Genomic DNA, 13,892 nt, shown 5'->3' with positions numbered 1-13,892 from the left:
GTCTTGTCGCCACTCCTGACCGTTAGCGTTCAGCCCGTCACTCAGCGGGAAGAACGGCTGTACGAATCCACGGGACACCGGAAACCGATCGAAACCGGAATCGCGGAATCGTGCGAGCGGATCGTGGACAGCGAGGGGGGCGGCAGTGACCGAGCCGCACGAGGACGGGATGCCGGAGGGTCTCACGGGCCCGGAGCGGGCCGTGTGGCGGGCGTTCGTCGTCGGCAGGACGTGCGATCTGACGGAGGGGATCGCGGAGCGGGACGACCCCTTCGGGGGACGGGACTGGGGGGAGGAGCGCAGCGTCCGCGCCGACGTGGTGGCGCTGCTGCTGCTGGCCGGGCCGCCGGCCCGGTCCGGGCGGGTGGCCGCGCTCAAGCTGCGCGGCGTGCGGATCACCGGTGTGCTGAACCTGGCGGGCGGGACGATAGGTCCGTACGTGGAGCTGCACGGCTGCCGGTTCGACGGCGAGGTGGTGCTGCCGGAGGCCAGGTTCGGCACGCTGCGGATGGTCGAGTGCGCGCTGCCGCGCCTGGAGGCGGCCCGGCTGCACACCGAGGGGGACCTGCATCTGCCGCGCTGCCGGGTGCGGTGGGGCATCCGGCTCACCGACGCGCAGATCGGCACGGACCTGCTCGTCAACCAGATCCAGGTGTGGCCGGACCGGCGCGGCCGGGCCATCACCGCGGACGGCCTGGTGGTCGCCCAGGACCTCCAGGCCGAGCTGATCGAGACGCACGGGGAGCTGAGCCTGCGCGGGGCGAAGATCGGCGTGTCGCTCAGTCTCCGGGGCAGCGTGCTGCGCGGCGCGCAGGGCCGCCGCGCGCTCAACGCGCCGCAGCTGACGGTGGAGCGCTCGCTCTATCTGAACGCGGCCTGGGTGTACGAGGAGTCGGGCACCGCGGGACAGGCGGGGCAGAGCACGGCCACCCCGCCGTACGGGGTGACGCCCGCCCAGGGCGCCCACCGCAAGCCGGTCGAGTTCCACGGCGGGGTGCGGCTCGACGACGGCCGCTTCGGTGACGCGGTGGACCTGCACCACGCCCGGTTCCTGCTGAGCGGGGCGCGCCGGGAGGAGGTCTCGCTGCGCCGGATCGTCACCCCGGAGCTCCGGTTCAACGGCGAGCGGCCGGAGGAGGGCCGCGTCGTGCTCAACGGCGCGAAGGTCGTCACCCTGATCGACCTGTCGACCAGCTGGCCGGGGCCCGGCGGGCTCGCGATGGGCGGCTTCGGCTACGAGAACCTCGTGCCGTACGGGCACTTCCCGCTGGCCCGGCGCCTGGAGTGGGTGGCGGCGGCGACCCCGGAGTACGCCCCCGAGCCGTACGAACGCCTGGCGACCGTCCTGCGCAACAGCGGGGAGGACGCCGACGCCCGCGTGGTGCTGCTGGCCAAGCAGCGGCGCAGACGCGAGACCCTCCCGATGGCGGGGAAGCTCTGGGGGTACCTCCAGGACTGGACCGTGGCCTACGGCTACCGGCCGGGCCGGGCGGCGCTGTGGATGGCGGTCCTGTGGGCGGCGGGCACGGTGGCCTTCTCCCACTACCGGCCGATACCGCTGAAGGCGGAGGAGGCCCCCGCGTGGAACGGTCCGCTGTACGCGCTCGACCTGCTGCTCCCGGTGATCAATCTCGGCCAGGACGGCTACTGGCGCCTTGAGGGGATCTGGCAGTGGGCGGCGGCGGTGCTGATCCTGCTGGGCTGGATCCTGGCGACGACGGTGGCGGCGGGGGCGACCCGGCTGCTGAGCAGGGGGTGAGGCGGCACGGCGGAGGATTCGTGTACGCGGCGGGCTGCGGCGAAGGTTTGGTGAGCGGGCCGTGGGACCGGCTGCCGCGGAGGCGGGGGTCGGGAGACAATACGTCGCACCATGTCCTTGCTCCGTGCCCTGAGGGGCGTCGTTCGTTCGGCCCGGCACGCCCCGCGGCTCGCCGCCGGGTTCGTGCCGGACGACGACGTGCTGCTCGACGCCCCGGACGAGCGGCTCGCCCCCGCCCTGGTCGCCGCCGCCCTGGCCGACCCGGAGCCCGCGGCGAAGCTGCTCGCCACCACCCGGGGCGCCGGCGAGTGGGAGGACCGCGACCGGTACGTCATCCGGCTCGCCACCTTCGCGTACAGCAGGGACGACTGGCTGACCCACTGGCTCTCCGCCACGCCCCGCGATCCCGACGCCCTGCTCGTCACCGCGCAGCTCGCGGTCCGCCGGGCCTGGGAGTCGCCCGCGCGGGCCGAGCGGCTGCGCGAGCTCACGCCGCTGGTCCAGACGATGGCCGAGGCGGCGCCGCACGACCCGGTGCCGTGGCGGCTCGCCCTGGACCACGCGCGCGGGGCGCACGCCGGGCCCGCCGTCTTCGAGTCGCTCTGGGAGCAGGCGGTCCGCCGCTCCCCGCACCACTACGGCTGCCATGTCGCGGCGCTCAAGTACCTGTCGGCGCAGTGGTACGGCTCGCACCGGGCCGCCGTCGACTTCGCCGAGCAGGCGGCCGACGACGCCGCTCCGGACTCGCTCGTACGGGCGCTGCCGGTCCGCGCCGCCTACGACCTGCTCCGGGTGGCACCGGACCGGGACCCGTCCGTGCCGGAGGCGTGGACCGACCGGGCGGCGGACCGGGCCCTGACCCTGTCGGCGGTCTTCCCGACCGGCGACCCGTGGCCCGCCGAGGTCCGCAACCTGCTGGCGTACGTGCTGGTGGAGCGGGCTCGGTGGGAGGAGGCGCGGGCGGAGTTCGGCCGGATCGGGGTCCACGCGACCTCCTTCCCGTGGGGAGCCGGGCGGGGAGCCGTACGGGAGGATCCGCTGCGCCGGTTCCTCGCCGCGCGGGACACGGTCAGGACCGAGCTGGCCCGCCGTACCCCGCTCTGGGACACCGGAGGGGGACGGGCCGGACGGGGCGGGCCCGGCGGCCATTAGGCTGACCGCTGTGACCACCGCTCGCCTGCCTCTCTTCCCGCTCAACGCGGTGCTGTTCCCGGGCCTCGTGCTGCCGCTGAACGTCTTCGAGGAGCGTTATCGCGCCATGATGCGCGAGCTGCTCACGATCGACGACTCGGAGCCGCGCCGCTTCGCCGTCGTCGCCATCCGCGACGGCCGCGAGGTGGCCCCGACGGCCCCCGGCATGCCGGACCAGACGGCGCTGCCGGAGAAGGGCCCGGCCGCGGGCTTCGGCTCCGACCCCATCCAGTCCTTCCACCGGGTCGGCTGTATCGCCGACGCGGTGCAGATCCGGGAGCGCGCCGACGGCAGCTTCGAGGTGACGGCCACCGGCACGACCCGGGTGAAGCTGCTGTCCGTCGACGCGAGCGGGCCGTTCCTGGTCGCCGAGGTCGAGGAGATCCCGGAGGAGCAGGGCGAGGAGGCCGGCAGCCTCGCCGAGGGGGTGCTGCGGGCCTTCCGCAGTTACCAGAAGCGGCTGGCCGGGGCGCGCGAGCGTTCGCTGACCACGAGCGAGCTGCCGGACGATCCCTCCGTGGTGTCGTACCTGGTCGCGGCGGCGGCGGTGCTCGACACGCCGTCGAAGCAGCGGCTGCTCCAGGCCCCCGACACGGCGACCCGGCTGCGCGAGGAGCTGACGCTGCTGCGCGCGGAGACGGCGGTCATCCGGCATCTGCCCTCGCTGCCGGTGGTGGACCTGACGCAGGCCCCGACGTACCCGAACTGAGGAGGAGCGCGCGTGGCGAAGAAGCAGAAGAAGAACGGCGGGGGCACTCCGGCGACGGTGGCCCTGACGGCGGCCGGCACCTCGTTCACCCTGCACGCGTACGAGCACGACCCGGCCTCCCCCTCGTACGGCGAGGAGGCGGCCGAGGCCCTCGGGGTCTCCCCCGACCGGGTCTTCAAGACCCTGGTGGCGGACGTCGACGGCGAGCTGACGGTCGCGGTGGTCCCGGTCGCCGGCCAGCTCGACCTGAAGGCCCTGGCCTCGGCGGTCGGCGGCAAGCGCGCGGCGATGGCGGACCCGGCGGCGGCCGAGCGCACCACGGGCTACGTGCGGGGCGGCATCTCCCCGCTGGGCCAGCGCAAGCGGCTCCGTACCGTCCTCGACGCCTCGGCCTCGGACCACGCGTCCATCTGCATCTCGGCGGGTCGGCGCGGCCTTGAGGTGGAGCTCTCCCCCGCGGACCTGGCCGCCCTCACGTCGGCGGTCGTGGCCCCGATCGGCCGCGCCTGACGATCGGCCGCGCCCGACGATGGGCCGCGGCCGCCGTCGAAGCCGCAGCGGCCGGGGTCGTCAGCTCCGGCCCGGTCCCCGGGTGTACGCCTTCGGCTGGTCCCACGCTTCGGGTTCCGGGTCGCGCGGGCCGAAGAGGGCCGTGAGCGCCAGGTGCACGATCATCGCGGCGAGCGGCCAGGCCAGCATCGCGGCGGCCCCCAGGTTCAGTTCGAGCGGTGCCTCGAAGGCGACGTTGGGGCCGACGGCCTTCGCGTGGGCGACGACGTCGCTCGTCGGGCCGAAGTACGTCCCGAGGCCCCAGGCGAGCAGCGAGCCCAGGACGCCGCCGAGCGCGAGGCCGATCACCAGTGGGACACCGCCCTTGCGGCGCGCGAGGAAGACGACGAGCGCGGCGACCGCGCCGAAGGCGAGTGCGAGCAGGACAAACGTTCCGTCCGAGCCGATCGCCGCCTCCCCCTCCGAGTTGCGGAGGTAGACGCCCTTGCCGTCCGAGATGAGCAGGACCCGCGGGGCCAGGTTCAGCCACAGCACTCCGAGCACCGCCCCGGCGACCGCCGAGACGAGGGTCACCAGGACACCCTGAAGGACCTCGGCCGCCGTGATCGGGTCCCCGGCCGGGCCGAGCATCGGCGGGGGCGGCGGGGGCCAGTCGGGGTCGTGCGGCGGTGGCTGGTGAGGCGGAGTCAGGGGTGCGGTCACCCCGCCATCGTGCCAGGTGTGTCCGTGGCCCGCCTCAGCGGACGGCGGCCCGCCGGTACGCCCAGGTGGCGAGGGCCAGCGAGACCACGCCGACCACCCCGCACACGGCGAGGTCCAGGGCGACGGCCGCCCAGTCGGGATTCCGGTCGAAGGTGCGGGCCAGGGCCTCCACGCCGTACGTCGAAGGCAGCAGGTCCCGTGCCCAGCCGATGGGCTGCGGCAGCCGCTCCGCCGGCAGCACGCCGAGGAGCAGCGCCGCGGACATGCCGAGCTGGCCGAGGAGGGTGGCGAGCTCCTGCCGGGGCGCGAGGAGCCCGAGGGCCGCGCCGAGGCCGGCGAGCGCGGCACCCGCGAGCGGGACGACGGCGGCGAGGATCCAGAGGTTGCTGAGCGGCAGCCCGAAGAGCACGGAGCCGGCCACGGCGGTGAACGCGGTCCCCGGCACGGTGAAGGAGGCGTACGCACCCGCGGCGCCGAGCACGACGGCGGCGGGCGGCACGGGCAGGGTGGCGTAGTGGTCGAGGCCGCCGGTGGCCCGCAGCTGCCCGAAGTACTGGGCGAGCAGGTTGAGCGCGACGAAGGCGACGACGAGGACGGTGGAGCCGGCCACGACGGCGCGGGCCTCGGAGCCCCCGTCGACGACCCCGCGCATCAGGACCATGATCCCGATGGACTGGAAGGTGGCCACGAAGAGCAGCGGGATGCGGGCGACCCGGGCGCGGGAGAGCTGCGCGCGGTAGACGGCTGCCAGGGCCGGCAGCAGCCGGGCGCGCGGGGCGAGGGGGGCGGCCTCGTCGTCGGCGGTGGCGCCGGTCCGGACGGCAGGCACGCCGGTCGGCAGGGCCTCTGCGGGCACGGTGCTCACTGCGTACAGCTCCTGGGGGTGACGTGCGGTACGGGCAGCACGTGCGGGACACGGCTTCGGCGAGGTGCACGGTGTGCGTGCGGTACGGGTCGGATGGTCATGCCTTCACCAGTCCCTCGGTCGCGCCGCCCAGCGCCAGGTACACGTCCTCCAGGCTGGGCGTGGCGAGGGTGAAGTCGTCGAGCGCGGCGAACGCGGCCCCGCCGGTGACGGTGGCGACGGCGGTGCGGGCGGCGTCGGGGGCGAGCCGGAGGATCCAGCGCCGGCCCGTCTCCTGGGCGTGGTCGCGCAGCGCGGCGACCTCGGGCAGGTGGAGCGGGGCGGACTCGCGCCAGACCAGCTCGACGCGGACCTCGCCCGCGACGCGCTCCTTGAGTCCGGCGGGCGTGTCGCAGGCGATGACCCGTCCGTGTTCGAGGACGGCGACACGGTCGAGGACGGTCTCGGCCTCGATGACGTTGTGGGTGACGAGCAGCACGGTGGCGCCGTGTTCGGCGCGCCGGCGGTCGACGGCCGCCCAGACGGCGCGGCGGGCGACGGGGTCCATGCCCGTGGTGGGCTCGTCCAGGACGAGGACGGGGCGCTCGCCGACGAGGGCGGCGGCGACGCAGGCGAGCCTGCGCTGGCCGCCGGAGAGCTTCTTGAGGGGCCGGGAGGCCAGCGCGCCCAGGCCGAGCTCGTCCAGGACGGCGTCCCGCTCGGCGCGCGCGTCGCGGGCGGTGAGGCCGCGCAGCCGCCCGGTGGTCTCGGCGGCGAGGGCGACGGTCAGCTCGTCGAGGGCGGTGGACTCCTGGCCGAGGTACGCGAGGAGGCGGGACGCCCGCTCGGGGTGGCGCACCAGGTCGTGGCCGAGGAGCCGGACGCTGCCGGAGTCGGGGCGCATGAGCCCGGTGAGCTGGCGGACGAGGGTCGACTTGCCCGCGCCGTTGGGGCCGAGCAGCCCGAAGATCTCGCCGCCGCGCACGTCGAGGCTGATCCCGTCGGTGGCCCGCACCTCGGGTGTCGCCGGCGCACCGCGCCCGCCGCGCGTGGCGGGGTACGTCTTGACCAGATCCCGCACCACGCACACCGTACTCACGGGGGAAGAGCCTACGGGGTCGCCGGGCCCGCTCCGGGCGCGGGGGCGTGTTCGGCGGCGGCCCTGACGTCGATCTCGCGCCAGAATCCCGCCCGGATCGCATACCGGTCGTGCTCGTCGATCTGGTCGTCCTTGTGGGCGAGCAGCCCGAACCGTGCCGCGTACCGGAGGAGTTCGCCGTCGATGCGGTGCGGGATGCGGGGGTAGAGGGTGGACAGCTTCTGGACGTGGCTCTGCTCGGGGAGCCGTTCCATCCACCGCCGGGCGAACACCTGCCCCACCTCGAACGGGTCTCCGCCGACGGTGGTGATGTCCTCCTCGCGGTCCGCCCAGCGCTGCTCGGCGCTGGTGAGGGCGGCGAGGGTGGGCAGGGAGGCGGTCTCGGCCGGTTCGCCGAGGGGGGCGGCGGGCCGCTCGACCCAGCCCCGGTCGGAGGACCAGCGAAGTGCGCTGGCGCCCTGGGGCACGGGGGCGCCCGGGGAGGCGGCGGCGGTGCCGGGGGCGCGCAGTCCCGCCAGGTCCTTGGGGGTGGGGACGCCCTTGCCGGGGGCCGGGGCGGGGACGGCGGTCCCGCGGTCGTGGTCGTCCTCGCGGAGGTGGCCGTTGGCGCCCGCGTGCCCGTTGCCGTGGTGGGCGTGACCGTTGGCGCCCGCGTGCCCGTCGGCGCCGTCGCCGTTGGCGTGGGAGACCTCGCCGGAGGCCCTGGCGGCGGCCGCCTCGGCGGCCCGTTCGGCGGAGGCGGCGAGGGCCGCCTCGGGCAGCGGCGCGGAGAGGATGGCGGCGATCTCGGGGCGTGGGGCGGGCGGGGGCGCGCAGATCCCGGTGAGGTCCTTGGCGCGGACGGCCCGGGTGATCCAGGTCCGGTCGAGGACCCGCCGTTCGTCGGCCTCGGCGACCAGGTCCTCGGACTGGTTGTAGTCGCCGTCGGCGGCCTGGACCGCCCAGAGGTGGACGGCGACGCCGTGCTCCTTGGCGGACATCAGTCCGGGCAGCAGGTCGCCGTCGCCGGTGACGAGCACGATGTCGGAGCAGGCCCGGTTCCTGGCGAGCTCGGTCAGCTCGGTGTGCATCGCCGCGTCGACGCCCTTCTGGGCCCACCGTCCGTCGCTCCGCGTCAGCGCGCCCAGCCGGACGGTGACCCGGGGCATCACGCGCAGTCTCCGGTGCTCGGGCTGGGGCACCCGGTCGGGCGCTCCGTCGAACCAGTAGATCCGCAGGAGGGGCAGCGCGGTCTCGGCCTCGGCGCGCTGGCGCAGCTGCTGGATGAGCCCGGCGTGATCGACGGTGATCCTGGAGCGGGCCGGTTCCCCGGCCAGAAGACTGGCGGCAGCTCCCAGCAGGTAGCCGGCATCCACCAGGACGACGCAGCGGTCCACGTGTTCCACCCTCTTTCGGGAACCTCGGGATCGGAAGTTGCTTCGGATTTCCTTCGAGTCTGCCCGAAGGGCGGGGGCTCGACGGTCGGAACTGGATCATCGGCGTGGCGGATGTCACGCTCCCCCGGGCCTTACGCTCCGTAATGATCCAACATGCGGCGGTTCGTGCCGTATGTGAGTCTGACAGCGGCCCTGGCCCCTAGGTCCCTTTGAGGAGGCATCCCCATGGCCAAGAACCGCAACCAGAACCGCGGTCAGAAGCAGCAGTCGCCGGCCGAGCGCGGCGCCCAGCAGGCGCAGCAGTCGGCGATGGAGTCCGAGGCGTCGCAGCGCGCGTCTCAGGTGCTGCCGAGCGATGTCGCCCGCAAGGGCCGTCAGAAGCGCTTCGGCCACAACTGACGGCCTTCGCGTACGGCAAAGGGGCGCGCCCGTGACGACGGGCGCGCCCCTTGCGCGTGTGCGGGAAGCCGGCCCCTTCGCGTGCGGGGATCCCGCCCCTCGCGCGTGTGCGGGAGGTCCCGCCCGGCCGGGCCGGGCGGGACGGAGGGTCAGCCGGCCAGGCAGGACGGGCCGAGCAGCACCTTCAGGTCGCCGAAGAGCGCCGGATCGGCCTGCACCCGGTGCCGGTCGAGGCGCAGCACGGTCGTGGTCCGGGGTCCCTGGAGCTTGATCCGTACCTCGGTGTTGCCCTTGTGGTGGCCCAGGATCTCGCCGAGGCGGGTGACCATCGGCGGGGTCACCTTGACCGTGGGGATGGTGAGGATCACCGGTGCGTTGGTCCCGGCGTTCGACAGGTCGGGGACCATCAGCTCCATGGCGACGAGCCGGGGCACGTCCTCGCGCTTGTCGAGCCGGCCCTTGACGAAGACGACCGTGTCCTCGACGAGCTGGGTGGAGACCAGCTGGTAGGTGGCCGGGAAGAACATGCACTCGATGGAGCCGGCGAGGTCCTCGACGGTGGCGATGGCCCAGGCGTTGCCCTGCTTGGTCATCTTCCGCTGGAGGCCGGAGATGATGCCGCCGATGGTGACGACCGCGCCGTCGGAGTGCTCGCCGCCGGTGAGCTGGGAGATCGCCGCGTCGGTCTTGTCGGACAGGACGTGCTCGATGCCGAAGAGCGGGTGGTCGGAGACGTACAGGCCGAGCATCTCGCGCTCCTGGGCGAGCAGGTAGGACTTCTCCCACTCGACGTCGGAGAACTCGACGTCCAGGCCGAAGCCGGGCTCGTCGGCGGACTCGTCGCCCATGCCGCCGAACAGGTCGAACTGTCCCTCGGCCTCCTTGCGCTTGACCGCCACCACGTTGTCGATCATCGGTTCGTGGTGGGCGACCAGGCCCTTGCGGGTGTGTCCCATCTCGTCGAACGCGCCGGCCTTGATCAGCGACTCGACGGTCCGCTTGTTGCAGACGACGGCCTCGACCTTGTCGAGGAAGTCGGGGAAGGAGGAGTACTTCCCCTTCGCCTTGCGCGACTTGATGATCGACTCGACGACGTTGGTGCCGACGTTGCGGACGGCGGAGAGGCCGAAGAGGATCACGTCGTCGCCCTGGGCGGCGAAGTTCGACTCGGACTCGTTCACGTTCGGCGGGAGCACCTTGATGCCCATGCGGCGGCACTCGTTGAGGTAGATCGCGGACTTGTCCTTGTCGTCCTTGACCGAGGTGAGCAGTCCCGCCATGTACTCGGCGGGGAAGTTGGCCTTGAGGTAGGCGGTCCAGTAGGAGACCAGGCCGTACGCGGCCGAGTGCGCCTTGTTGAACGCGTAGCCGGCGAAGGGGACCAGGACGTCCCAGAGCGCCTTGATGGCCTCGTCGCTGAAGCCCTTGCTCTTGGCTCCGGCCTCGAAGATGACGAAGTTCTTCGCCAGCTCGTCGGGCTTCTTCTTGCCCATCACGCGGCGCAGGATGTCGGCCTCGCCGAGGGAGTAGCCGGCGATGATCTGGGCGGCCTTCTGCACCTGCTCCTGGTAGACGATGAGGCCGTAGGTGACCGCGAGCACCTCTTCGAGCGGCTTCTCCAGCTCGGGGTGGATCGGGGTGATCTCCTGCTGCTTGTTCTTGCGCAGGGCGTAGTTCGTGTGCGAGTTCATGCCCATCGGGCCCGGCCGGTACAGGGCGGACACGGCGGAGATGTCTTCGAAGTTGTCGGGCTTCATCAGCCGCAGCAGCGAGCGCATGGGGCCGCCGTCGAACTGGAAGACACCGAGGGTGTCACCGCGCTGGAGCAGTTCGAAGGTCTTCGGGTCGTCGAGCGGCAGGGCCAGGAGGTCGAGGTCGATCCCCTTGTTGGCCTTCACCATCTTGACGGCGTCGTCCATGATCGTGAGGTTGCGCAGGCCCAGGAAGTCCATCTTGAGCAGGCCGAGCGACTCGCACTGCGGGTAGTCCCACTGCGTGATGGTGACGCCGTCGGTGTGCCGCACCCAGATCGGCGCGTGGTCGACGATCGGCTCGCTGGACATGATCACGCCGGCCGCGTGCACACCCATCTGGCGGACCAGGCCCTCGACGCCGCGGGCGGTGTCGATGACCTTCTTGACGTCCGGCTCGTTCTCGTACATCGCGCGGATCTCGCCGGCCTCGCTGTAGCGCGGGTGCGAGGGGTCGGTGATGCCGTTGAGGTCGATGCCCTTGCCGAGGACGTCGGCGGGCATGGCCTTGGTGAGCCGGTCGCCCATGGCGTACGGGTAGCCGAGGACGCGCGCGGAGTCCTTGATGGCGTTCTTGGCCTTGATCTTGCCGTAGGTGCCGATCATGGCGACCTTGTCGGAGCCGTACTTCTCCGTCACGTACCGGATCACCTCGACGCGCCGACGCTCGTCGAAGTCGATGTCGACATCGGGCATCGAGATGCGCTCGGGGTTGAGGAAGCGCTCGAAGATCAGTCCGTGCGGGATCGGGTCGAGGTCGGTGATGCCCATGGCGTACGCGACGATCGAGCCGGCCGCGGAGCCTCGGCCGGGGCCCACGGCGATGCCCTGCTTCTTCGCCCACATGATGAAGTCGGCGACGACGAGGAAGTAGCCGGGGAAGCCCATCGAGATGATCGTGTCCATCTCGTACTCGACCTGCTTCATGCGGTCGTCGGGGATGCCGTCGGGGAAGCGGCGGTGCATGCCCCGCATGGTCTCCTCGCGGAACCAGGTGACCTCGGTGTAGCCCTCCGGGATGTCGAACTTCGGCATGAGGTTCTTCTCGACGAACATGCCGTCGGTGGAGACCTGCTCCGCGACCAGGAGGGTGTTGCGGCAGCCCTCCTGCCAGGCGTCCGAGGAGTCGATCGCGTACATCTCGTCCGTGGACTTGAGGTAGTAGCCGGTGCCGTCGAAGCGGAAGCGGTCCGGGTCGGAGAGGTTCTTGCCGGTCTGGATGCAGAGCAGCGCGTCGTGCGCGGCCGACTCGTGCGCGTACGTGTAGTGGGAGTCGTTGGTGACCAGCGGCGGGATGCCGAGCTTCTTGCCGATCTCCAGGAGCCCGTCGCGGACCCGGCGCTCGATCTCGATGCCGTGGTCCATCAGCTCCAGGAAGTACCGCTCCTTGCCGAAGATGTCCTGGTACTCGGAGGCCGACTTGAGGGCCTCGTCGAACTGGCCGAGCCGGAGGCGGGTCTGCAGCTCGCCGGAGGGGCAGCCGGTGGAGGCGATGAGCCCCTCCGACCACTGGGAGATGGTCTCCTTGTCCATCCGGGGCCACTTCTGCAGCCAGCCCTCGGCGTAGGCGTCGGAGGAGAGCCGGAAGAGGTTGTGGAGTCCGGTGGCGTCGGCCGCCCAGATCGTCTTGTGGGTGTAACCGCCGGAACCGGAGACGTCGTCCCGCTTCTGGTGCGGCTGCCCCCACTGGATCTTCCGCTTGTTCCGCCGGGACTCGGGGGCGACGTACGCCTCGATGCCGATGATCGGCGTCACCCCGGCCTTCTTCGCCGAGTGGAAGAAGTCGTACGCACCGTGCAGGTTGCCGTGGTCCGACATCGCGATATGGGTCATGCCCATCTCGTTGCACGCGTTGAACATGTCCTTCAGCCGCGCGGCACCGTCCAGCAGCGAGTACTGGGTGTGGACGTGGAGGTGCGTGAAGGGCGGCTTGGTCACGGCGGGAGGCCTCCGGAAAACAGGAGTCGACAGGCTGCGGACAGTCTGGGGGGACAGCGTGGAAGTCTACGTCTCCGGACTGACAGGCGTCGGGCACTCGCGGCTAGGGTCGCGCGTTGAGAGACACGGAACACGTGTCCAAATTGTCATGAACAGTCTTGCAGTACGTCCGGTACCAGGAGGCACCTCGATGTCGGTCCCCCAGCCCACCGCCACGGAGCGCGGTGAGCACATCCTCGCCGTCTTCGACACCGCCTTCGGCGAGCTCCTCGCCGCCGACCCCGCGGCCTTCCGCGTCAAGTTCCGGAAGATGGCCGGCTCGGCCTTCGCCTTCTACCGGGGCACGGCCTGCCTGTTCTACGCCGACCTGGAGCAGGAGGCCCACGGCGGCCCCTATCTGGACGAGCGCACCGGCCGGGTCTGGATACACGGCGATCTGCACGCCGAGAACTTCGGCACGTACATGGACGCCACCGGGCGGCTGATCTTCAACGTCAACGACTTCGACGAGGCGTACGTCGGCCCCTTCACCTGGGACCTCAAGCGGCTCGCCGCCTCGCTCGCCCTCGTCGGCTACGCGAAGGCGCTCAGCGACGAGCAGATCAGCCACCTCGTCCGGATCTACGCCGCCTCCTACCGGGAGCGCATCCACGCCCTCGCGACCGGCGCGAAGAACGACGAGCTGCCCCCGTTCACGCTGGACACGGCCGAGGGCGCGCTGCTCGACGCGCTGCGCGACGCCCGTTCCATGACCCGCTTCGGGCTCCTCGATTCGATGACGGAGATCCGGGACTACGAGCGCCGCTTCTCCCCGGGCGGCGGCGCGATCGAGCTGGACGCGGCCGCGCGGTACAAGGTCCTGGCGGCCTTCGACGGCTACCTGGAGACCCTGCCGGAGTCCAGCCTGGCCCGCCCCGACTCGTACCGGGTCAAGGACGTGGTCGGGCGGCGCGGGATCGGCATCGGATCGGCCGGCCTCCCCTCGTACAACATCCTCCTGGAGGGGAACAGCGACGCCCTGGAGAACGACGTCGTGATCTACCTCAAGCAGGCGCAGACCCCGGCGGTCTCCCGCCATGTGAAGGACGCGGCGGTGCGGGAGTACTTCCAGCACGAGGGCCACCGCACCGTGATCTCGCAGCGGGCGCTCCAGGCGCACGCCGACCCGTGGCTCGGCTGGACCGAGCTGGACGGCGCCGGGCAGCTCGTCGCCGAGGTCTCGCCGTACGCGGTGGACCTCGACTGGTCGGACATCGACGACCCCCAGGACATCGCCGCCACGGTCGCCGACCTGGGCCGGGCGACGGCGACCATGCACGCGGCGGCGGACGACTCCAGCGGGCACTCGCTGGTGCCGTTCTCGACGGAGCGGGCCATCGACGCGGCGATCGCCGCCGACGAGGACGGTTTCGCGGAGCTCCTGGTGGACTTCGCCCACAGCTACGGGGCACGGGCGCGGGCCGACCACCAGACCTTCGTGGACCTCTTCCGCAACGGCCGGATCCCGGGGCTGTAGCGGACTCCGCTGTGCAGCAGGGGACTCTGGGGGCCGGCGGGCCTCCCGGGGTCTCCGGGATCGTTCACAGACTCCCTTTAAGGGCGTTTTACGGACCG

The 13,892-nt window shown here is 72.2% G+C and carries 11 protein-coding genes; 6 read left to right on the top strand and 5 right to left on the bottom strand.

Annotation, left to right across the window (positions count from 1 at the left end; translation table 11 throughout):
* The first annotated feature begins 145 nt into the window (after positions 1-145).
* From ACIP84_RS17670 to ybaK, 4 genes are all read left to right on the top strand, one after another.
* Positions 146-1,759 carry an oxidoreductase gene (locus ACIP84_RS17670; RefSeq protein ID WP_355956584.1) on the top strand — a complete coding sequence of 538 codons (1,614 nt, stop codon included), beginning with the start codon at positions 146-148 and terminating at the stop codon, positions 1,757-1,759.
* Positions 1,760-1,870: 111 nt separating this feature from the next.
* Entirely contained in the window at positions 1,871-2,911 is a 1,041-nt protein-coding gene (locus ACIP84_RS17665; protein WP_401798508.1) for a hypothetical protein, read from the top strand.
* 10 nt (positions 2,912-2,921) lie between these two features.
* Positions 2,922-3,659, top strand: a complete 738-nt coding sequence (locus ACIP84_RS17660) for an LON peptidase substrate-binding domain-containing protein (protein WP_355956588.1) — start codon at positions 2,922-2,924, stop codon at positions 3,657-3,659.
* A 12-nt stretch (positions 3,660-3,671) separates the two neighbouring features.
* Complete coding sequence (gene ybaK / locus ACIP84_RS17655) at positions 3,672-4,169, top strand: Cys-tRNA(Pro) deacylase (RefSeq protein ID WP_401798506.1); 498 nt, start codon at positions 3,672-3,674, stop codon at positions 4,167-4,169.
* A gap of 60 nt (positions 4,170-4,229) precedes the next feature.
* Here ybaK and ACIP84_RS17650 read toward each other — a convergent pair whose 3' ends face one another.
* From ACIP84_RS17650 to ACIP84_RS17635, 4 genes are all read right to left on the bottom strand, one after another.
* Positions 4,230-4,871 carry a DUF2567 domain-containing protein gene (locus tag ACIP84_RS17650; protein WP_355956592.1) on the bottom strand — a complete coding sequence of 214 codons (642 nt, stop codon included), beginning with the start codon at positions 4,869-4,871 and terminating at the stop codon, positions 4,230-4,232.
* A gap of 34 nt (positions 4,872-4,905) precedes the next feature.
* On the bottom strand, positions 4,906-5,736 hold the full coding sequence (locus ACIP84_RS17645; protein ID WP_401798504.1) for an ABC transporter permease: 831 nt from the start codon (positions 5,734-5,736) through the stop codon (positions 4,906-4,908).
* A 97-nt stretch (positions 5,737-5,833) separates the two neighbouring features.
* A complete protein-coding gene (locus ACIP84_RS17640) occupies positions 5,834-6,805 on the bottom strand; it encodes an ABC transporter ATP-binding protein (RefSeq protein ID WP_355956805.1) in 972 nt (323 codons plus the stop codon).
* A gap of 20 nt (positions 6,806-6,825) precedes the next feature.
* Positions 6,826-8,199, bottom strand: a complete 1,374-nt coding sequence (locus tag ACIP84_RS17635) for an NYN domain-containing protein (RefSeq protein WP_401798502.1) — start codon at positions 8,197-8,199, stop codon at positions 6,826-6,828.
* Between the two features lie 216 nt (positions 8,200-8,415).
* Here ACIP84_RS17635 and ACIP84_RS17630 point away from each other — a divergent pair, with 216 nt between their 5' ends.
* A complete protein-coding gene (locus ACIP84_RS17630; protein ID WP_173861668.1) occupies positions 8,416-8,589 on the top strand; it encodes a hypothetical protein in 174 nt (57 codons plus the stop codon).
* Positions 8,590-8,738: 149 nt separating this feature from the next.
* On the opposite strand, the gene dnaE is transcribed toward ACIP84_RS17630, so the two are convergent.
* Positions 8,739-12,278, bottom strand: a complete 3,540-nt coding sequence (dnaE, locus tag ACIP84_RS17625; protein WP_355956597.1) for a DNA polymerase III subunit alpha — start codon at positions 12,276-12,278, stop codon at positions 8,739-8,741.
* Between the two features lie 190 nt (positions 12,279-12,468).
* Between dnaE and ACIP84_RS17620 the strand changes: the two genes are divergently transcribed.
* A complete protein-coding gene (locus ACIP84_RS17620; RefSeq protein ID WP_355956599.1) occupies positions 12,469-13,794 on the top strand; it encodes a DUF2252 domain-containing protein in 1,326 nt (441 codons plus the stop codon).
* Positions 13,795-13,892 lie beyond the last annotated feature (98 nt).

This window comes from Streptomyces sp. NPDC088707 (assembly GCF_044752725.1).
GTDB lineage: Bacteria > Actinomycetota > Actinomycetes > Streptomycetales > Streptomycetaceae > Streptomyces.
Note: the sequence above shows the minus strand (reverse complement) of the source record. Positions and strands in the feature narration are given on the sequence as shown.

Excerpts from the sequence above, each read along its gene's own strand:
- ACIP84_RS17665 (WP_401798508.1), top strand. The coding sequence starts at position 1,871 with ATGTCCTTGCTCCGTGCCCTGAGGGGCGTCGTTCGTTCGGCCCGGCAC.
- ACIP84_RS17630 (WP_173861668.1), top strand. The coding sequence starts at position 8,416 with ATGGCCAAGAACCGCAACCAGAACCGCGGTCAGAAGCAGCAGTCGCCG.
- ACIP84_RS17620 (WP_355956599.1), top strand. The coding sequence starts at position 12,469 with ATGTCGGTCCCCCAGCCCACCGCCACGGAGCGCGGTGAGCACATCCTC.